Source organism: Variovorax sp. YR634 (genome assembly GCF_900106655.1).
GTDB lineage: Bacteria > Pseudomonadota > Gammaproteobacteria > Burkholderiales > Burkholderiaceae_C > Variovorax.
The window spans coordinates 306,121-326,081 of sequence record NZ_FNOL01000006.1 but is presented as its reverse complement, the minus strand read 5'-3'; the positions used below and the strand labels follow the sequence as shown (position 1 = coordinate 326,081).

Here is a 19,961-nt window from a genome sequence, read left to right as displayed (position 1 = left end):
ATCAAGATCTCCCTTGGCTCTCTCAGCCCTATCGAATACCGGGTGAGCCTTGGACTTGCAACATAAAACCAGTCCAAGTTTTTATCCGCACCCCCAGCTGGTCAAATTTCGGCGGCAATCAACAGGTCAGCGACTGGAATGCGATGCAGCAGACGTTCACCGTGGCAAGCCTGAACTTCCACCATCAGTCTGAAGCGGAAGCTCCGAAGCTCCAAAACTCCCCAACAGCAGCTCAGTTGTATCGACCGCGCCGTAGTTCTCCTCCAAGACGAATGGGTTTCGTCCCGAAGGGGGTCTAGCTTCAATAAGCTCTCGATTTTTTAACACTCTGTTAGGAGCGCGTCACACCGAAATCTGATGGCACTTTCAGATTTAACACTCTGCAATCAAGGGCCACCGGGCAGCAGGGCGCCAAACCCAATAGAAACGTCGATTTTTTTTAACACTCTGTTAGGAATCACTAGGTCTTGGAGAGCGCAGATCCGCCCCCCTCAGGGCCGGGCGCCCTGTGCGGCGGGCAGCCGGCGCAGGCCCGATCGCGCACGCTTGCCTTGCGCGATACCCGGCTTCTCGACCAGGCGGTAGCTGACGACCGAGGCCGCCACGAGCAGCAGCGCGCAGAGGATGCCCACCAGCCAGTACTGCAGCGCGCCGGTCATCGCGAAATCGCGCACCGGCGGTGCCGCGAAGACCACGGTCAGAACGAGCCCCTGCAGCAGATAGATGCTGTAGCTCACCGTGCTCATGCGCCGGGCCGCGCGCGTGGCCAGCAGGCCGAACAGAGTGCTGCCGCGGCAGACCAGGTGGAAGAAGACCCAGAGCAGCAGGGCCTGAATGGGCCCCACCATGTGCTCGAACCAGAGGAACACGGCGCCCAGGCAGACCAGTGCGAGCAACGAAGCCGCCCATTCCGGCAGTCGCAGCCTCGCCATGCTCGCGCCATCGCGACGGATCAGCCAAGCCGACAGCATGCCCATGAGGAACGACGCCAGCACCCACGCCAGGGCGCCGACCACAAGCAAAAGCGTCGGGTGCCAAAGCGAACCGTCCGGCGAAAGCGCGGAGAACGTCAGCACCAGCAGGCACAGCAGCAAGGCACCGGCGACGAAGCGCGGCGTTCGGCCGCCGCGCGCGAGCGGTGCCATCAGCCGGAGCGATCCGTAGAACAGCCATTCCACGAAAACCGTCCAGGTCACGCCCGCGAGGATGAACCTTGTCCCGTCATAGCCGTTGATGTCGGGCTGCATCGGCACGATGCCAAGGGCCAGCCACTGCAGCATCTCGCCCAGCACGGACCAGCCCGGCTCCTTGAGCTCGAACCCGGTTCTCCAGGCGACGATGAGAAACATCAGGCCCACCGCCACCAGGTACATCGGCCCGATGCGCCAGAGCCGGCCGATGTAGAGGCTCGTCCAGTCCGGCCTGCCCTTGGCGTCGAGCAATTTCTCCCAGAACAGGAAGCCGGTGATCATGAAGAAGACCGTCACGCCGACCTGCCCGAGCAGGGTGTGGAAGCCCGAGTGTGGAAACGTCCATTCGCCGCGCTCGATGTAGCCGTGGGTCACCGTCAGGTGGTGCACGAACACGCTCAGCGCGAGAAAGCCGCGCAGCCCGTCGAGCGTGGCGGTGCGCTGGTCGCGCTGCGGTGGTTCGTCGGCCGCGCGGAAAACCGGCAGCGCCTGCGCACCGAGCACGACCAGCACGAGCACGAAATACGGCCAGACGGACAAGACGCTCATCGCTGGCGCGGCCTGCCCTGTTGTTGCCTTCTTGCTCCAGGCGCCTTCGCAAGAACGCTGGCCCCTCCCCCCGCCGGCTCGGTGCGTTCCTTGTTCAAGTCATCGGCAGCAGGCGACCGGAACCGCGACGCATATGCCCAGGCAGCGCCGCGCCGATGCAGGGCAAACACCCTCATGCCTTGGCGGCATCGAGGTCCATGGCCGCAAGGGATCGCGGCCGCATGTCGGTCCAGTTCGCCTCGATGAAGGCGCTGCAGGCCGCCCTGTCGGTCGCGGCCAGCGCGACCTGCCAGCCGGCGGGCACCTCGATGAAGCTCGGCCACAGCGAGTGCTGGCCTTCTTCATTTACCAGCACCAGGAAGGTGGCGTTCTTGTCGTCAAACGGGTTGCTCATGGTCGATTTCCTTGAATGGGTTCAGGCGTTCAAGCCATTTCCACGGACTCGGGGGCTGCCTCGCGCAGCGCCGTGAGGGCCGCGGTGATTTCGGTCAATGCGTGATGGCGCGCGAAGTCCTCGCGCAGCGCGCCCGCACGCTGGCGGTAGCTGGGTTCGCTCAACAGCCTGCGCACGGCGTCGCCGATCTGGCGTGCGCTCGGCTGGCCGTTGCCGAGGTTGATTCCCGCGCCCGACCACGCCACGCGCGCGGCGATCTCGGGCTTTTCCTCGGTGGCGCCGGCCACGACCAGCGGCACGCCGAGGCTCAGCGCATGGTTGACCGAGCCGTAGCCGCCGTTGGTCACCATCGCATGCACCTTGGGCAGCAGCCGGTCGTAGGGCAGGAACGGCAGCACGCGGGCGTTGGCGGGAACCGCCATGTTCAGCGCGGCCGGCAGCGGGCCGCCGGTGGTGGCGATGACCTGGATGTCCTTCGCCCCGGCCAGCGCCTGCAGGGTCGGACCGATCAGCTGCGCCGGGTTCTGGTTGGCCAGCGTGCCTTGCGTGACCAGCACGACCGAGCGGCCGTCGTCCAGCTCGTGCCACCAGTCGGGCGGCGTGAAGTCGCGGCTGGCGGGCGCGAGCAGCGGGCCGACAAAACGCACCGAGGCGGGCAGGTCGCTGCGCGGGTATTCGAAAGACGCCGCCGTCAGCTGCAGATACAGGTCCGGCAGCTTGACCATGGCGTCGATGAAGAAATCCGGCAGCGCGGGCAGGCCTGCGCATGTCAGCAACGCATCGAAGTAGCGCTGCACCTCGCCGAACATCGCCTGCTTGAGGTTGGCGTTCATCGCCCGGTTGCGCACGCGCCCTTCCGGCGTGGACGACGGCGGCAGCGCGGTGCCGAAGAAGGCCGTGTCGCAGCTGGACAGCGGCAGCGCCGAGATGCCTATGGCAACGATCGCCGGGCGATGCTCGCGCGGCCCCAGCAGCAGCGGAAAGGTGCCGCAGAACATCGTGTCGACCACGATGGCGTCGGCCTCGAAGTTCTCCAGGATCGCGCCCAGGCCGGCCCGCTGCGCGGCCATGGCGTCGGCAAAGAAGTGCTTCAGGCCGAAGCACAGCTGCGCATGCGCCGAGGGCAGGCGCTGGCGCTGCGGAAAGCGCTGGTCGAGCTCGCGGTAGTCGAAGTCGATCGCGGCGTCGAAGGCGGTGAAGCTCGCGCCGGTGGCCTCGGCCTGCGCCCGGAACCGGCTCGCGGTGTGCACCCGCACCTCGTGCCCGAGGTTCACCAGATGCTGGGCGATGGCCAGCATCGGCAACACGTGTCCCGGCAATGCGGTTGCCGCGATGAGATAGCGTGCCATGTCGGGTCTCCTATGAAGCGCTGGTTTCCAGGGCACGGCGTGCCTTGGTGTCGATGCCGAGGTCGACGAAGTAGCGCTGCAGCAGCTCGCGGTCCACCGGGCGGATCGCCGCGCCGATGGCTTCGAGCTGTGCATGCGTGGCCGCGCCGCTGACCTGCGGCGGCGTGGCCGAGGTGTCGTAGCGGTCGAGAATCGCCAGCACCGCGGCAAGGTCGCGGTCCTGCCCCACGGCGAGCCGTGCATGCGCCCGCTCCAGCCAGGGCTCGAGCCCCACCGGTTCGAGCCGCATGCCGAGCCGCTCGAACACCGGCGGAATGTCGCGCACCCGCAGCGCCTCCTGGCTCATCAGGTGGAACACCTGGCCCCACGACGCCTGCTGGCCCGCAAGGCCGAGGATGGCGCGCGCCACGTCGTCCACCGGCGTCAGGTTGAGCGGCAGGTCCATGTCGGGAATCGCTTCCAGGTCGGCATAGAGATGCGCCACGCGCCAGATCAGGTCGTCGGCGTTGCAGATCGCGTGGGTGTGGTCGCCGGTGACCGCCCCCAGCCGGTAGATCGCGACCGGCATGCCGCGCGCCTGCGCCACGCGGGCCAGCGCATCGCCGACCCATTTGCTCTGGCTGTAGCCGTCGACCAGCCCGCTCCACGAAGCGAGAGCCGACTGCTCGGTGACCGTGCCGTCCTTGTTGTTCTGGTCGATCACCGCCAGCGTCGAGACGTAATGCATGCTCTTGGGCCGGCCCTGCGACGTCCACTCGAGCAGCGTGACCACGCTGTCGACATTGGCGGGCTTCAGGCTGGCATAAGGATGCAGGAAGTCGACCTGCGCGGCGCAGTGGTAGATGGCGTCGCAGCCGTCGCGCACCAGTTGCACGGCGCTGTCGTCGAGGCCGAGCAGCGGCTTGCCGAGGTCGCCTGTGACGACCTTGATGCGCGTGTCGTCCCAGATCGCGCCGAGCTGGCGCTGGGCCAGCGTGAGCTTCAGGCGGCGCTTGCCCGCCTCTTCGTCGGCGGCGCGCACGTGGCAGACCACACAGGCCGATGTGTCGCGCAGCAGCGCAGCCAGCAGGTGGCTGCCGACGAAGCCGCTGGCGCCGGTCAGGAACACGCGCTTTGCAGCCAGCGGCGGCGAAGCATCCTGGCTGCGGATGTGCGCGGGCAGATCGAGTTCGCGCGACAGGTCCAGCGCCTCGGCCGTGCCGGCAGAGTCGTCGAGCCACGCGGCGAGTTCGGCGACGGTCGGTCGGTTGTAGACCTCGGCGTGCGGGAAGTCCGCACGCACCTGCTGGCGGATGCGCATGCCGAGCTGGATGGCCATCAGCGAATGCCCGCCGAGCTCGAAGAAGTTGTCGTGGATGCCGACGCGTTCCAGGTGCAGCGTCTCGGCCCAGAGCGCGGCCAGTTGCCTTTCGGTGGGTGTGCGAGGTTCGGCATACGGTGCCGCAGCCTGCTGCTCGGGCGCCGGCAATGTCTTGCGGTCGAGCTTGCCGCTCTGGGTCAGCGGCAGGAACGGCAGGTGGACGAAGGCCGAGGGCACCATGTAGTCGGGCAGCGCCTTCGCCATGTGGGCGCGCAACTCGATCGGCTGCGGATCGGCCGCGGCGACCACGTAGGCCACGAGGCGCTTCTCGCCCGGCACGTCCTCGCGGACGATCACGGCCGCCTGCGTCACCAGCGGGTGCTGCAGCAGCACCGATTCGATTTCGCCCAGCTCGATGCGGAAGCCGCGGATCTTCACCTGCTGGTCGGCGCGGCCCAGGAAGTCGAGGCTGCCGTCGCCGCGCCAGCGCACCAGGTCGCCGCTGCGGTACATGCGGCTGCCGGGTTCGCCGAAGGGGTTGGCGATGAAGCGTTCGGCGCTGAGCAGCGGGCGGTTCAGGTAGCCGCGCGCCACCCCGCTGCCGGCGATGTAGAGCTCGCCCGCGACACCGGGTGGCACCGGCTGCAGGCTGTCGTCGAGCACGTACACCCGCGTGTTCCAGACCGGCTGGCCGATGGAGGGCTGCTCTTCGGCATTCATCGGCGCGCTCGTGCTCGCGCAGATGGTGATCTCCGTCGGGCCGTACGCATTGATCATGCGGCGGCCTTGCGACCAGCGCGCGGCCAGCGCGGCGGGGCAGGCATCGCCGCCCACCACCAGCGTCTGCAGATGCGGGAATTCGCCGTGCGGCAGGGTTGCCAGCGCGGCGGGCGGAATCAGCGCATGGCTCACGGCCTGGCGCTCGAGCAGCTCGGCCAGTTCCGTGCCCAGCAGTTGCTGCGGCGACGGCACCACCAGCGCGGCGCCGGCGTGGAAGGCCATCAGCAGGTCCATCACCGAAGCGTCGAAGCCGCTGGAAGAGAACTGCAGCACGCGCGAGTCGTGGCCGATGGCAAAGCGCTGCGCCATCGACGCGCCGAGACTGCTCAGGCCTGCATGCGGCACCACCACGCCCTTGGGCAGGCCGGTGGAGCCGGAGGTGTAGATGACGTAGGCGGCATCGCGCGCATCGACCGCTCGCGACTTCGCCACGGGGTCGTCAGACTGGATCGCCAGTGCGGCGACCGTCTCGTCGCTGTCGAGCGCCAGGCAATGCGGAATGCCGGCCAGTTCCGGCAGCAGCGATGCATGGGTCAACACGCCCGCGGGCGCCGCCTCGCCGAACACGAAGGCACTGCGCCCGGCCATGTGATTCGGGTCGATGGGCAGGTAGGCCGCGCCTGCTTTCACGATGGCAAGGTGCGCCACGACGAGATCGAGCGAACGCGGCAACACCGTCGCAACGATGGCGCCGGCGCCGATGCCCCGGCCCCGCAGCAGGTGCGCAAGCCGGTTGGCCCGCACGTCGAGCGCGGCGTAGCTGACGGTCGCGCCGTCGAGCACCACCGCCGGTGCATTCGGACGCGCGGCGGCGTGCGACTCCACCATGGCGGCCAGCGAGAGCGGCGCGATGTCGAGCGTGCTGCCGCTCCAGTCGGCAAGCAGGCGTTGGTCTTCCTCTTCGCTCAGGATGTCCAGGCTGCCCAGCGCGGCGTCGGGCGCGTCGCAGGCCTGCTCCAGCAGGCGCACCAGTCGCGCCGCGATGGCTTCGACGGTGCTGCGGTCGAACAGGTCGGTGCTGTACTGGATGCCGCCAGCAATGCCCCCCGGCAGACCATCGGCGCCGCGCAGTTCGTCGAGGATGAAGGACAGGTCGAACTTGGCGGTGTCCACGGCCACCGGCTGCGGCGTGATCGACAGGCCGGGCAGGCTGAACGACAACCGGTTGCCGCCCTGCTGGAATCCCAGCATGACCTGGAACAGCGGCAGGTTGGCACCCGAGCGTTGCGGCCGCAGCAGTTCCACGATCCGGTCGTACGGGAACTCCTGGTTCGCGTACGCGGCAAGGTTGGTGGCCCGCACCCGCGCGACCAAGTCGCGCAGGCCCGGCTGCCCCGAGGTGTCGGTGCGCAGCACCAGCGGGTTGACGAAGCAGCCGATCAGGTCGTCCAGCGCATGATCGCTGCGGCCGGCAACCGGCGTGCCGATGACGATGTCGTCTCCCGCGCCCAGCCGGTTCAGCAAGCCCGCGAGCGCGGCCTGCAGCACCATGAAGACGCTGGCCTGGCCGTCGCGCGCCAGCTGCAGCATGCGCTCGTGAACGTGCGCCGGTATCTGCACCGGCACCACGTCACCGTGGTAGCTGGGAACGGCCGGGTGCGGACGGTCGACCGGCAGGCTCAGCCGCTCCGGCAGGTCGCGCAGGGTCTCGCGCCAGAACTCGCGCTGGCGGCCGGCCATGCTCTCGGCGTCGTCTTCGCTGCCGAGCAGTTCCTGCTGCCACAGCGCGTAGTCGGCATATTGCAGCGGCAGCGGCGACCAGCCGGGCGCCTTGCCTTCGCTGCGTGCGGCGTAGCCGATGCTCAGGTCACGCGCCAGCGGCAGCAGCGAGGCGCCATCGCCGACGATGTGGTGCGTCAGCAGCAGCAGCACGTGCTCGTCGGCGGCCAGCCTGAACAGGTGGGGGCGCAAGGGGGCCGTGTTGCCGAGGTCGAAACCGAGGCGTGCCGCGGCGTGCAACTGGGCAGCGATCTCGTCTTCGCTGCTGTCGGCTTCGATCAGCAGCGCGCGCGCTTGTGCGCCATCGAGGATCTGCTGGTACGGCAGCCCGTCTTCGTTCGGGTAGATGGTGCGCAGGCTTTCGTGGCGCTGCACCAGGTCGTCCAGCGCGGCCTGCAGCGCATCGCGGTCGAGCACGCCCGAAAGGCGCAGGGCCAGCGGCATGTTGTAGGCCGGGTTCGAGTTCTCGAGCTGGTTCATCAGCCACAGGCGGCGCTGCGCGAACGACAGCGGAATGCGCGCCGGGCGCGGCATCGGCGTGAGGCTGGGCCGCGCCTGCGAGGCCTGGTCCAGCAGCTCCGCGAGGCCGGCGATGGTGGAGACCTGGAACAGCGTGTCCAGCGGCAGGTCGATCATGAACTGCTGGCGGATCATCGAGATCAGCTGCACGATCATCAGCGAGTGCCCGCCGAGCTCGAAGAAGTTGTCGTTGATGCCGACGCGCGGCAGGTGCAGCGTCTCGGCCCAGAGCCCCGCGAGGATGCGTTCGGTGGGCGTGCGAGGCGCGGCATAAGGCGTGGCCGCCTGCAGTTCGGGCGGCGGCAGCGCCTTGCGGTCGAGCTTGCCGCTCGGGCCCAGCGGCAAGGCCGGCATGCCGACGAAGGCCGAGGGCACCATGTACTCGGGCAGCGTTTGCGCGAGGTGGGTGCGCAGCTCGGCTGCCTGCGGGTCGGCCGCATCGGCCGCCACGACGTAGGCCACAAGGCGCTTCTCGCCCGGCACGTCTTCACGCGCGATCACCGCGGCCTGCGCGACTTGCGGATGCTGCAGCAGCGCCGATTCGATCTCGCCCGGCTCGATGCGCAGGCCGCGGATCTTCACCTGCTGGTCGGCACGGCCGAGAAAGTCCAGGCTGCCGTCGGCGCGCCAACGCGCGAGGTCGCCGGTGCGGTACATGCGGCTGCCGGGTTCGCCGTACGGGTTGGCAATGAAGCGCTCGGCGCTCAGCAGCGGGCGGTTCAGATAGCCGCGCGCCAGGCCGATGCCCGCGATGTACAGCTCGCCGGTCGTGCCGGGCGGCACCGGCTGCAGGCCGCTGTCGAGCACGTGCATCTGCGTGTTCCAGATCGGGCGGCCGATCGGAACGGTAGGAACGGCAGGCACGCTCTTCGACGACGGCTCGTCTTCGGGCGTGCGCGGGCACTCCCACGAAGTGACGTCGACAGCGGCCTCGGTTGGCCCATAGAGGTTGTGCAGCTCGCACGGCAGGATCTGCTGGAACTGCGATTGCAGCGCGGGCGACAAGGCCTCGCCGCTGCAGATCACGCGCCGCAGCGAGGTGCAATTGGCGGCCATGGGTTCGAGCAGGAAAACCTCCAGCATCGACGGCACGAAGTGGATCGTGGTGATGCCTTCGTCCGCGATCAGCCCCGCGAGGTACGCCGCGTCCTTGTGGCCGCCCGGCTTTGCCAGCACCAGCGTGGCGCCGTCGATCAGCGGCCAGAAGAATTCCCACACCGACACGTCGAAGCTCGACGGCGTCTTCTGCAGCACGCGGTCGTCGGCCTGCAGGCCGTAGCGGTCCTGCATCCAGCGCAGGCGGTTGACGATGGCGCGGTGCGACACGACCGCGCCCTTCGGCTTTCCGGTCGAGCCCGAGGTGTAGATCACGTAGGCCGGGTGCGAGGGATCGATCGCGACGGCGGGATCGGTTTCGGCGCAATTCGCCAGATCCGCAAACGTTTGCGCTACATCGAGCAGAAGTTTCGGAGCTTCGGCTGGCAGCGACTCCGCGAGCGCTGCGGTGGTGACCAGGCACACCGGCTGCGCGTCGCCGAGCATGAAGGCGATGCGGTCCTGCGGAAAGTCCGGGTCGACGGGCAGGTAGGCGGCGCCGGTCTTCAGCGTGGCAAGCAAGGCCACCATCAAGTCCAGCGAACGCGGAATGGCCAGCGCCACGGTGCGCTCCGGGCCCGCGCCGCGTTCGCGCAGCAGGTGCGCGAGACGGTTGGCGCGCCGGTTGAGCTCGTCGTTGCGCATGTCCTCGCCGGCGAAGCGCAATGCGATGACCTGCGGGTTGGCGGCAAGCTGTGCCTCGATCAACGCGGTGAGATGGGTGTCGGGCACCGCATGGGCCGTGTCGTTCCACGTCACCAGCAGTTGCTCGCGCTCGCTGGCTTGCAGCAGGTCGATGTGGCCGATGGCCTGGTCGGGCTGGCGGATCACTGCCGTCATGAAGGCGAGCAGCCGGCGCTGGTGATCGGCCAACTCCTGCGCGGTGTAGACCGCCGGATTGGCGTCGAAGTCGATCTGCAGGTCCTGCCCGTTGCCGCGCTCGTACAGGAAGATGCCCAGATCCTCGGCCGTGCCGTTGGACAGGTTGCGCGGCTTGGCGGCATGCCCGGCAAAGCGGAAGTCGTAGTCGAAGGGCTCGACGTTGACCACGGTGGTGAACAGCTGCCGGTTGTTGACCAGCATGTTCAGGTCGCTGCGCAGGTGCTCGTAGCGGTACGACTGGTGCCGCAATATCTGCCGCATCTGCCGGCCCACTTCGTTGATGAGCTCAGGCACCGGCAGGTCCGGGCGCATCGCGAGCCGCAGCGGCAATGCGTTTGCCACCATCGCGGGCACGCGCCGCATGCGGTCGTTGTGGCGCGCGGTGACGGGAATGCCGATCACCATGTCCTCGATGCCGGTGGCGCGGTACAGGTAGGCCGCGGTGGTGGCAATCAGGATCTGCGGCAGCGTGGTGCCCAGCTGCTGCGCGATGTCCGCCAGGGCCCGCACGCTGGCGGCCGGCAGGTGCGCCGTCTGGCGCAGCAGCCCGCCAACGTTGACCGAGCGGTGCGAAGCAAGGCTCAGCGGATCGGGCGCGTCGCCGAAGCGTTCCGTCCAGTACTGGCGGTCGCGCGGAAAGCGGCCGGACTCGCGGTAGGCCTTCTCTTCCTCGGCCAGTTGCGAGATGGGCGCGATGCGCGAAGCCTCAGGCACCTCGGTGCCGTTGATGCGTGCGGTGTAGACATCGGCGAAGCGGCGCGCAACCAGGCCGCCGCCGAAGCCGTCGAGCACGATGTGATGGCTGCGGTGGTACCAGATGTGGCGCTCGGGCGCGATGCGGATCAGCGCGGACATCCAGAGCTGGTCCCGCGCCAGGTCATCCTTGCGGCTGAAGTCGGCGTGCATCCACGACTGCGCGGCGGCGGCCGGATCCTCTGCGCCGCTGAAGTCCAGGTAAGGCATTTCGCGCATGAAAGCGGGCGCGACGATCTGGCGCGGCCCCTGCGGGGTGTCGGCAAAGCTCAGGCGCGTGGCCTCGGCTTCTTCGGTCACCTGCCGCATGGCGGCCATGAAGACGGCGGGATCGATCCAGCCGTCGATTTCTATGGCTTCGGCGAGATTGAAGTTGGTGTCGGGCGAGGCGAATTTCGCGCCGAGCCACATCGCCATCTGACCCGAGGTAAGGGCAGATGCGGCGCCCTGGGGATCGACCGTGCTCATGAACTTCTCCACGTCTTGAATTGAATCGGCAGCGATCGAATCCCTCAGGAAACAATCGCAAACTCCGAATCAATGTACAAGCTGTTTCAACAATTTCAGAGACAGCTTTCCGAGTGAAAACATTTCACGTGGAGCTTTGAGCGCGAAAGATTTCATCGCAAAGCGATCACCCAATTCGCGGTTTCCGGAATTGGGAATCTTTAGTCGTATTGCGGAAAAAAACCGCTACAAAAGCATGTTGCGGTGCAGCAACTTCTTCAGCGACGAGTAGGGTCTTCCCTCTGTTCGCCGCCTCACCGCTTGTCGAAATACGGAATGAAAACGCCGTTGGCGGCTACGCCCACCTGCTTGACCCAGTCCAGCGAGAAGTGCTCGCCAAGGCGCTGCAGGTCACGGCTGAACAGGAAGGGCACCTGCTCGATCTTCATGCCGTTGCGCCGCAATTCGTCCATGGAGCGTGCTGCTGCGGCAGCGCTGTTCGCCCAGCCGCGCAGTTCGGCGGCTGCAGCGGCGGCCTTCAGCGCATCGCGCGAAGGCGCCTCGAGGGCGCTCCAGGCCTTGTCGTTGACGAACACGAGGTTCTTGGGAAACCAGGCATTGATCTCGTAGAAGAAGCGCATGGATTGCCACACCCGGCTCTCCACGCCCGTGACGGCGGAGGTCATCATGCAGTCGATACGGCCTTCCGCCAGCGCCTTGTCGAGTTCGGTGGCCGGCACGTCGACGGGCACCGCCCCCATCAGCGTCGCGATGCGCGCGGTGGTGGCGTTGTAGGCACGCATCCGCATGCCGCGCAGGTCGCTCATCGCGCCGAGCGGCTTGGTCGAATACAGGCCCTGCGGCGGCCACGCCACGGCGTAGAGCACGCGCAGCCCGCGCTCGGCGAAGGCCTGTTCGATCAGGGGACGCTGGATACGCCAGAGCCGTTGCGCGTCGGCATAGCTGCTGGTGATGAACGGGACGGAATCGGCGCCGGCCAGCGGCACGTCGGCAGCAAGGCTGCTCATGATGGCTTCGCCGGCCTCGATCTTGCCGTCCTGCACCGCCGCGCGGATGGCGTTCAACGCGAACAGCGAGTTGCCGGCGTGGATCTCGATGCGCAATTGCCCTGCAGCCGAGCGCTCGACCTCCTTCGCCATGGCCAGCAAATTAGCCGTGTGGAAGTTTTCCGACGGATAGCCGGTGGCCAGCCGCCACACCGTCGCCCCGGGAGCGGCAGATGCGGCGGAAGACAAGGCGCCCGCACCGCCCACCAGCAGTGCGAAGGTCCGGCGGGTGATGAGGGGCTGGCTCATGGCCTCAGCCGATGGTCGCAATGGCGGCGCCGGCCGCCACGTAGCCGCCCGCTGCGACCGAGAACGCGATGCGCCCCGCGCGATGCGCGAGCACCTGCATTTCCATCTTCATCGCCTCCATCACGGCAATGACACTGCCCGCTGCGACCTCGTCACCATCGGCGACCTTCCAGCCCTGCACCGTGCCGGAGACCGGCGCGGCCACTGCAGCGGCGTCCACCACTGCTGCCGCTTCAACCGGTGCAGCGCCCGCGCCGCCAGCGGCCGCCGACAGCCCGCTCAGCAGCACGGCAGGCAGGCCCAGCGACATTCGCCGCCCATCCACCTCGATCGACATACGCAGCAGGGCTGCATCGGGCAACGGGTCCGGCCGCATAGCTGCGGCCTCGCCGTTCGCAAAGTCGGTCTCGATCCAGCGCGTGTGCACCTTGAAGGCATCGCCGGACACGAAGTCGGGGTGCGCCATCACGGCACGATGAAACGGCAGCACCGTGGGCAGGCCCTCGATGCGGAACTCCTTCAGCGCACGGCGCGCCCGCGCAATGGCCTGCTCGCGCGTCGCGCCAGTGACGATGAGCTTGGCCATCAGCGAATCGAAGGTGCCCGGCACCTGCGAGCCGGCATCCACACCGGCATCGACACGCACGCCGGGGCCCGAAGGCGCATCGAACACCTTGACCGGCCCGGGCGAAGGCATGAAGCCGCGCCCCACGTCCTCGGCGTTGATGCGGAACTCGAAGGCATGGCCGCGCGGCACCGGCGTCTGCCTGATCGACAGCGGCAGGCCTTCGGCAATGCGCAGCTGCTCGATCACGAGGTCGATGCCCGTGGTTTCCTCGGTCACCGGATGCTCCACTTGCAGCCGCGTGTTCACTTCGAGAAAAGAGATCGCACCGCTCGCGCTCAGCATGAACTCGACCGTGCCGGCGCCCGTGTAGCCGGCTTCCGCGCAGATGTCGCGTGCCGACTGGTGAATGCGTTCGCGCTGCTCGTCACTCAGGAAGGGCGCGGGCGCCTCTTCGACCAGCTTCTGGTTGCGCCGCTGCAGCGAGCAGTCGCGCGTGCCGAGCACCACCACGTTGCCGTGCGTGTCGGCCAGCACCTGCGCCTCGACGTGGCGCGGGCGGTCGAGGAACTGCTCGACATAGCACTCGCCGCGACCGAAGGCCGTGACGGCCTCGCGCACCGCCGATTCGTAGAGGCCTTCAACCTCGTCGAGTCGCCACGCCACCTTGATGCCGCGGCCACCGCCGCCGAACGCGGCCTTGATCGCGACCGGCAATCCGTGCTTCTCGGCGAAGGCAAGCACCTCGCCAGCGTTCTTCACCGGATCGGCCGTGCCCGCGACCAGCGGCGCGCTGACCTTCATCGCGAGCTTGCGGGCCTGCACCTTGTCGCCCAGCATCGCGATCGCGGCCGGCGACGGGCCGACCCACGTGAGGCCGGCGTCGATGACGGCCTGCGCGAACGCGGCACTCTCCGAGAGAAAGCCGTAGCCCGGGTGCACCGCATCGGCGCCGCTGCGCGCGGCCACCGCCAGCAGCTTGCCGATGTTCAGGTAGGTGTCGGCGGGCTTGTTGCCATCGAGCCCATAGGCCTCGTCGGCCATGCGAACGTGCAGCGCATTCAGGTCGGCGTCGGCATACACCGCGACCGATTGCACGCCGTGGTCGGCACAGGCGCGTGCGATACGCACGGCAATTTCGCCGCGGTTGGCGATCAGGAGTTTTTTCATCTGGAGGCTCTCACGGTGCAAAGGTTTCGACGAAGCCGGCGTCGGCCATCGGCTTGAAGCGGACGCGCGCATTCACGGGAATCTGCCCCGCGCGGTCGAGGTGGTGGGTGGCGACGGAGGCGATCACGGGATAGCCGCCGGTCAGCGGATGGTCGGCCAGGAACAGCACGGGCTGGCCGCTGGGCGGCACCTGGATCGAGCCGCGCGCCGTGCCCTCGCTGGGCAGCTCCGCGTGATTGGCGCGTGCCAGCGGCACCTCGCCCGCGAGCCGGATGCCGACGCGGTTCGATTGCGGCGTGACCACCCACGGCTGGCTGCACAGAAGCTCGACCGCATCGGGCGTGAACCAGTCGGTGCGCGGGCCGAACACGATGTCGAGCACGACTTCTTCCGGCACGGTGGGCAGGTCCGCCGGTGGCGTTTCGGGCGCACCGACCACGGCGCCGGTGGCGACCGCACGTACGGGCAGCACGTCGCCCGTGGCAATGGCTGGCGGGCCGACGCGGGCCAGCGTGTCGGTCGAGAGACTGCCCAGCACGGGCGCGATGTCGAAGCCGCCGCGCACGGCGATGTAGCTGCGGATGCCGGCCTGCGGCTCGCCGAGCGCAAACACGTCGCCATCGGCCAGCGCGATGGGCTGGTAGCGCGGCAGCGGCCACTTCGCGCCATCGGCACGGGTCAGCGTGACGGGGCCGTCCGCACCCGTGATCGCCACCACCGCGTCGCCACGGCAAACCAGCTGGAAGCCGCCATAGGCAATCTCCACGCAGGCCGTGTCCGAAGCGTTGCCGACCAGCCGGTTGGCCGCCTGCAGCGATCGCTGGTCCATCGCGCCGGACGCCGACACGCCCTGCCCGGCCTGGCCATGCCGGCCGAAGTCCTGCAGCAGTGCCTGCAGGCCCGCAGCGCGAATCTCGAAGGCGCAGCCGCCTTCCACGGCAGCGGGTTGCGAAGGCACAGGCGCCACGGTCACAGGCACAGCCTGCGGCAATCCGGTGACATCCACGAAGCGCACCGTGTCGCCCGGCTGCAGCAGCGCCGGCGTCTCGCGCGCCAGGTCCCACATCGGCGCATCGGTAATGCCGATGATCTGCCAGCCGCCAGGGCTGGCCTGCGGGTAGACGCCGCTGAAGCTGCCCGCAAGGCCGACCGCGCCCGCCGGAATGCGCGTGCGCGGTACCGTGCGGCGCGGCACGTTCAGGCTCGGGTGTCCGCCCGAGAGATAAGCAAAGCCCGGCGCGAAGCCGGTGAAGGCGACGGTGTAGTCGCTGCCGGTGTGGCGGCGAACCACCTCCTCGGGCGTGATGCCCAGCAGACCGGCCACCTCGGCCAGGTCTTCACCGTCGTAGCGCACGGGAATCTCGATGCGCTTGTCGATGCGCGTCTCGCGCGCGTCGAGGCTCCGCCCGCCGACCTGCCGCACCAGTTCATCGGCCGTGATGGCGGCCGGGCGGAAAGTGATCAGCAACGTGCGCGCCGCAGGCACCAGTTCTTCGACGCCCGCGATGGGTTCGGCGCGCAGCGAGGCCAGCAGCGCGAGGGTTTGCGGCAGGTCGTCGAGCTCGACCAGCACGGCGTTCAAATTGACCGGCAGGAAGCGCATCGTCATGCGGCTGAATCCACGAAGGAGCGGATCGTCACGCCTGCCTGTTCGAGCCGCGCGCGCACCTGCCGCGCCATCTCGACCGCGCCCGGGCTGTCGCCGTGCACGCAGACCGATTCGGCCTCGATGCGCACCGTGCTGCCGTCGATGGCCGTGACCACGCCGTCGGTGGCCAGCCGCAGCATGCGCGCGGCCACTTCGTCGGCGTCGTGCAGCACGGCGCCAGGTTCGCGGCGCGACACCAGCGTGCCCTGCGGCGTGTAGGCACGGTCGGCAAAGGCTTCGGCCACGGCGCGCAGGCCTTCGCCGCGCGCCCAGCCCAGCAGCGGCGAGCCCGCCAGCGCCACCAGGCACAGGCCGGGGTCGATCTCGCGGATGGCAGCGATCACGTCGCGCGCCTGGCGCTCGTCGTGGGCGATGGTGTTGTAGAGCGCGCCATGCGGCTTCAAGTAGCGCACGGTGGTGCCGGCGGCGGCGGCAAGGCCTTTCAGCGCGCCGATCTGGTAGATGACGTCGGCGCGCAAGTCGGCGCTGTCGACGTCCATGTTGCGGCGCCCGAAGCCCACCAGGTCGCGGTAGGCCACGTGAGCGCCGACGGCAACGCCCCGCTCCTTCGCCTGGCGCAGCGTGCGCAGAATGCCGGCCGGGTCGCCCGCATGGAAGCCGCAGGCCACATTGGCGCTGCTCACGAGGGAAAGCATGGCGGCGTCGTCGCCCATGCGCCAAACGCCAAGGCTCTCGCCGAGGTCGCTGTTCAAGTCGATGTTCATCGTTGGTCCCAGGGTCATCAATGCAGGCGGCCGGCGGTCTCGCGCACGTCGTCGCGCACGGTGAGCGCGGTGCGTATCGCCACGCGGAAGGCTTCGACCTGCGTGGCCAGCGCCATGCTGGCAACGCCCGGCTTGGAGGCCGCCTGCTCGGGCAGGTAGGGCACGTGGATGAATCCGCCGCGCGTGTGTGCGAGCGCCGGGCTCGTCGCGATGCGGTGCATCAGTGCATAGAAGATGTGGTTGCACACGAAGGTGCCGGCAGTGTTGGAAACCGCCGATGGAAGCCCTGCCGCGCGCATGTCGCGCACCATGGCCTTGATCGGCAGCGTCGAAAAATAGGCCGCCGGGCCGCCGGCGACCACTTCGGTGTCGATGGGCCGGTAACCGGCGTTGTCGGGAATGCGCGCGTCGTCGACGTTCAGCGCCGCGCGCTCCAGCGAGATCTCGGTGCGCCCGCCTGCCGCGCCAATGCACAGCACCAGCCGTGGAGGCGGCCCCACCAGCGCCTCGTCGAGCGTGTCGATGGCGCGGCCGAACACGCAGGGCAGCTGCACCGCTTGCACCACGGTGCCTTCGCAGGCCCAGCCGTCGAGCGAGCGCGCGATTTCCCACGCGGGGTTGACGGGATCGTTCTCGAAAGGCTCGAAGCCCGCGAGCAGCACGCGGGGCGCCGCGCCATCGGTGGTCTTCGTCATGCTCGGCGCCTCAGCGGAACATCAGGAAGTACATCAGGAAGATGTTGACCACCAGCAGCGCGGCCGCGGTCGGTATCTGCACCTTGATCACCGCGTTCTTGTCGGGCAGCTCCAGCAGCGCCGCCGGCACGATGTTGAAGTTGGCCGCCATCGGCGTCATCAGCGTCCCGCAGTAGCCCGAGAACATGCCGATGGCCGCCATCACCGCCGGGTCGCCGTGGTACACGCCCACCAGCACCGGCACGCCGACGCCGCCCGTCATCACCGGGAAGGCCGCGAAGCCATTGCCCATGATGATGGTGAAGAGCGCCATGCCCAGCACATACACCGCAACGGCGACGAAGCGGATGTCCATGTTGATGTAGCTCGTGGTGATGTACGCCACGGCCTTGCCCACGCCCGCGTCGGAGAACACCAGGCCCAGCATGCCCAGCATCTGCGGCAGCACCACGGCCCAGCCCAGCGCGTCGGTCAGGCGGCGCGACTCGCGCATGCCCTGCACCGGCGTCTCGCGCGTCAGCCAGCAGGCCAGCGCCAGCGCCACCACGCAGCCCACGCCCAGGCTCACCAGCGTGGTGTTCTTGGGGTCGAGCAGGAAGGCGTCGCCGATCTTCACCTTGCTCATCAGCACGGTGCCGATCACCGTGACCAGCGGAATCGCCAGCGCCGGCATGAAGAGCTTGTTGCCCAGGCGCCTGGCGCTGGTTTCGTACTCGGCCGGCGTGGGCTCCTTGTGCTTGCCCGCGCCAACGCCGCGCAGGCCGGCAATGACGGCCATGCCGATGGCGCCCACGCCGACCCATGCGGGCGGCAGCTTGTCGCCGACCAGGAAGACCAGCGAATAGAGCCCCCAGAACAGCGCGCTGGTGTAGCGCTTGGGGTGCTGGCGGTCGGCCAGCGTCATGACTGCCGTGATCGCGAGGATCAGGCCGACCAGGATGTAGAGGTGCTGGATCGAGAGAATCATGATCAGCGGCCTTCCTGCGTGGCCGGAACGGCGGGCGCATCGGACGCCGGTGCGCCGCCCAGTTCACGTGCCAGCGACTGGTCGAGCCGGCGCAGGCGCCAGGCGTGGATGATGAAGGCGGCAATCGCGGTCGGGATGCCCCACAGCGCGATGTGCAGCGGCTCGACGTCGATGCCGGCCTCGTGCAGGAAGGTGCTCATCAGCACGATGGCGCCGAAGGCCACGAAGATGTCTTCGCCGAAGAACAGGCCCACGTTGTCGGTGGCCGCTGCATAGGCGCGCAGCTTGTGGCGGATGCGGTCGGGCAGCTTGCCGTAGCGGGTTTCGGTGGCGCCTTCGGCCATGGGCGCGAGCAGCGGGCGAACCATCTGCGGGTGGCCGCCCAGGCTGGTCAGGCCAACTGCCGCCGTGAGTTCGCGCGCCGCGAGGTAGACGATCAGCAGGCGCCCGGCGGTGGCCGACTTGATGCGGCTGATCCAGTTCTGCGCGTGCTGGCGCAGGCCGTGGCGCTCGAGCAGCCCGATCACCGCCAGCGGCAGAAGAATGATCAGCGGCAGGTTGCGGGTCTTGATGAACCCGGTGCCGATGGCCGTGAGGATCGCCATCGGGCCGAAGCCCGCGGCGATCGCCGTGGCGATGGCCGTGACGATCACCACCAGCATCGGATTGAAGCGCAGGATGAAGCCCGCAATGATCACGGCGACGCCGATCAGCGGCCACAGATGAGGGATGTCAGGAGTCATGTTGGTCTTTCGGTTCTGGATTCGGAGACACCTTGCGCGGGGGCGCCGGCAAGCCGCTTCTTGCAAACTGCGTGCCAATGAATGAGCAATTCAAATCATCTGAATCACTCATTTCTCATAAATTGTTGAACAATTTGTGTGAGTGTGCCCAACAACAGTGCTTGATTGACCCCATGAAAACCCTGAGCGTGTCAACACTTGGTGCATCGGGCGGCGGCCGCGCGGGTGCCGTCCGGCGGGGAAAACCTGCTACAAACGCCCGGACTCCCCGCTCCTTCCACCCCCTTCCGGCATGACCCCACTGGCCTCCCCGACTTCACCCGCCTCGCCAGCCGCCGGCGCGCAGACGCTCAACGACAGGGTGGCGGAGCTCATCCGCCAGAAGATCGTGAAGGGCGAGTTCTCGCCGGGGCAGCGGCTGTCGGAGGCCGCGCTGGCCGACAGCTTCGAGATTTCACGCAACACCCTGCGCGAGGTGTTCCGCACGCTGACCAAGGAAGGGCTGCTCAAGCACGCGCCGAACCGTGGCGTGTTCGTGGCGGTGCCGAGCATCGCGTCGATCATCGACATCTACCGGGTGCGCCGCCTCATCGAATGCCAGGCGCTGGCGCAGGCCTACCCGCGCCACCCGGCCAAGAAGCACATGCGCGAGGCGGTGGAAATGGCCCTGAAATGCCGCGACGCAGGCGACTGGCTGGGCGTGGGCACGGCCAACATGGAGTTCCACAAGGGCATCGTGGAGCTGGCCGACAGCGAGCGGCTGAACGTGCTGTTCGCGCACATCCTGGTCGAGCTTCGGCTGGCCTTCGGCCTGCTCAAGGACCCGGAGTTTTTGCACGCGCCTTATGTGGACATGAACACGAAGCTGCTCGAACTCATCGAGGCCGGCAAGTTCGCCGAGGGCTCGGCGTCCCTCAACGACTACCTCATTCATTCCGAGCGCATCGTGCTCGCGGTCTACGCGCGGCAGATGCCGGAAAGCGGCATCGACAACTAGGCAGCCGCCAGTTCGAGCTTCATGCCCTCGTGCGTGGCCTCGAACCCCAGGCGCTCGCGCGCTGCGCCGAGCACGTCGTCGGCCAGCATGGCGGTGATGGCGGGGAGATCGGCCTGTACGGCCTTGCGTATCTTCAGAGGGGAATTCGTTGTCATGGC

At 68.2% G+C, this 19,961-nt stretch carries 14 protein-coding genes; 2 read left to right on the top strand and 12 right to left on the bottom strand.

Annotated features, from left to right (window positions below; all coding sequences use genetic code 11):
* The coding region (locus BLV60_RS34560) for a hypothetical protein (protein WP_218132227.1) at window positions 1-299 on the top strand (299 nt) is incomplete at its 5' end.
* 192 nt (window positions 300-491) lie between these two features.
* Here BLV60_RS34560 and BLV60_RS14220 read toward each other — a convergent pair.
* The 11 genes from BLV60_RS14220 to BLV60_RS14170 all read right to left on the bottom strand — a co-directional run bounded on the left by BLV60_RS14220 (window position 492) and on the right by BLV60_RS14170 (window position 18,806).
* Window positions 492-1,739, bottom strand: a complete 1,248-nt coding sequence (locus tag BLV60_RS14220; protein WP_093055476.1) for an acyltransferase family protein — start codon at window positions 1,737-1,739, stop codon at window positions 492-494.
* 172 nt (window positions 1,740-1,911) lie between these two features.
* Window positions 1,912-2,133 (bottom strand): MbtH family protein, encoded by a 222-nt coding sequence (locus BLV60_RS14215; protein ID WP_093055474.1) that lies wholly within the window; start codon window positions 2,131-2,133, stop codon window positions 1,912-1,914.
* 29 nt (window positions 2,134-2,162) lie between these two features.
* Window positions 2,163-3,482: a glycosyltransferase gene (locus BLV60_RS14210; RefSeq protein ID WP_093055472.1), complete on the bottom strand. Its 1,320-nt coding sequence runs from the start codon at window positions 3,480-3,482 to the stop codon at window positions 2,163-2,165.
* 10 nt (window positions 3,483-3,492) lie between these two features.
* The gene (locus BLV60_RS14205; protein WP_093055517.1) at window positions 3,493-10,998 is read right to left on the bottom strand and encodes a non-ribosomal peptide synthetase; all 7,506 of its coding nucleotides are present in this window, start codon (window positions 10,996-10,998) and stop codon (window positions 3,493-3,495) included.
* A gap of 293 nt (window positions 10,999-11,291) precedes the next feature.
* Window positions 11,292-12,293, bottom strand: a complete 1,002-nt coding sequence (locus BLV60_RS14200) for a TRAP transporter substrate-binding protein (protein ID WP_093055470.1) — start codon at window positions 12,291-12,293, stop codon at window positions 11,292-11,294.
* 4 nt (window positions 12,294-12,297) lie between these two features.
* Window positions 12,298-14,028, bottom strand: coding sequence for an acetyl/propionyl/methylcrotonyl-CoA carboxylase subunit alpha (locus BLV60_RS14195; protein WP_093055468.1), 1,731 nt, complete (start codon window positions 14,026-14,028; stop codon window positions 12,298-12,300).
* 10 nt (window positions 14,029-14,038) lie between these two features.
* Complete coding sequence (locus BLV60_RS14190; RefSeq protein WP_093055515.1) at window positions 14,039-15,631, bottom strand: 5-oxoprolinase subunit B/C family protein; 1,593 nt, start codon at window positions 15,629-15,631, stop codon at window positions 14,039-14,041.
* Window positions 15,632-15,633: 2 nt separating this feature from the next.
* The gene (locus BLV60_RS14185; protein ID WP_093055466.1) at window positions 15,634-16,401 is read right to left on the bottom strand and encodes a LamB/YcsF family protein; all 768 of its coding nucleotides are present in this window, start codon (window positions 16,399-16,401) and stop codon (window positions 15,634-15,636) included.
* 17 nt (window positions 16,402-16,418) lie between these two features.
* Window positions 16,419-17,096, bottom strand: coding sequence for a pyroglutamyl-peptidase I (gene pcp / locus BLV60_RS14180; protein WP_093055464.1), 678 nt, complete (start codon window positions 17,094-17,096; stop codon window positions 16,419-16,421).
* 10 nt (window positions 17,097-17,106) lie between these two features.
* Window positions 17,107-18,063 (bottom strand): DUF979 domain-containing protein, encoded by a 957-nt coding sequence (locus tag BLV60_RS14175; protein ID WP_093055462.1) that lies wholly within the window; start codon window positions 18,061-18,063, stop codon window positions 17,107-17,109.
* 2 nt (window positions 18,064-18,065) lie between these two features.
* Window positions 18,066-18,806 carry a DUF969 domain-containing protein gene (locus tag BLV60_RS14170; protein WP_093055460.1) on the bottom strand — a complete coding sequence of 247 codons (741 nt, stop codon included), beginning with the start codon at window positions 18,804-18,806 and terminating at the stop codon, window positions 18,066-18,068.
* 292 nt (window positions 18,807-19,098) lie between these two features.
* Here BLV60_RS14170 and BLV60_RS14165 point away from each other — a divergent pair, with 292 nt between their 5' ends.
* Window positions 19,099-19,803: a GntR family transcriptional regulator gene (locus BLV60_RS14165; protein ID WP_093055458.1), complete on the top strand. Its 705-nt coding sequence runs from the start codon at window positions 19,099-19,101 to the stop codon at window positions 19,801-19,803.
* Here BLV60_RS14165 and BLV60_RS34555 read toward each other — a convergent pair.
* The gene (locus BLV60_RS34555) at window positions 19,800-19,958 is read right to left on the bottom strand and encodes a hypothetical protein (RefSeq protein WP_218132226.1); all 159 of its coding nucleotides are present in this window, start codon (window positions 19,956-19,958) and stop codon (window positions 19,800-19,802) included. The two genes, BLV60_RS14165 and BLV60_RS34555, sit on opposite strands and share 4 nt — an antisense overlap.
* Window positions 19,959-19,961: the final 3 nt, after the last annotated feature.

Coding starts and splice junctions, on each gene's coding strand:
- BLV60_RS14215 (WP_093055474.1), bottom strand. CDS start 2,133: ATGAGCAACCCGTTTGACGACAAGAACGCCACCTTCCTGGTGCTGGTA.
- BLV60_RS14220 (WP_093055476.1), bottom strand. CDS start 1,739: ATGAGCGTCTTGTCCGTCTGGCCGTATTTCGTGCTCGTGCTGGTCGTG.
- BLV60_RS14200 (WP_093055470.1), bottom strand. CDS start 12,293: ATGAGCCAGCCCCTCATCACCCGCCGGACCTTCGCACTGCTGGTGGGC.
- BLV60_RS14175 (WP_093055462.1), bottom strand. CDS start 18,063: ATGATTCTCTCGATCCAGCACCTCTACATCCTGGTCGGCCTGATCCTC.
- BLV60_RS14195 (WP_093055468.1), bottom strand. CDS start 14,028: ATGAAAAAACTCCTGATCGCCAACCGCGGCGAAATTGCCGTGCGTATC.
- BLV60_RS14205 (WP_093055517.1), bottom strand. CDS start 10,998: ATGAGCACGGTCGATCCCCAGGGCGCCGCATCTGCCCTTACCTCGGGT.
- BLV60_RS14185 (WP_093055466.1), bottom strand. CDS start 16,401: ATGAACATCGACTTGAACAGCGACCTCGGCGAGAGCCTTGGCGTTTGG.
- pcp (WP_093055464.1), bottom strand. CDS start 17,096: ATGACGAAGACCACCGATGGCGCGGCGCCCCGCGTGCTGCTCGCGGGC.
- BLV60_RS14170 (WP_093055460.1), bottom strand. CDS start 18,806: ATGACTCCTGACATCCCTCATCTGTGGCCGCTGATCGGCGTCGCCGTG.
- BLV60_RS14165 (WP_093055458.1), top strand. CDS start 19,099: ATGACCCCACTGGCCTCCCCGACTTCACCCGCCTCGCCAGCCGCCGGC.
- BLV60_RS34555 (WP_218132226.1), bottom strand. CDS start 19,958: ATGACAACGAATTCCCCTCTGAAGATACGCAAGGCCGTACAGGCCGAT.
- BLV60_RS14190 (WP_093055515.1), bottom strand. CDS start 15,631: ATGCGCTTCCTGCCGGTCAATTTGAACGCCGTGCTGGTCGAGCTCGAC.
- BLV60_RS14210 (WP_093055472.1), bottom strand. CDS start 3,482: ATGGCACGCTATCTCATCGCGGCAACCGCATTGCCGGGACACGTGTTG.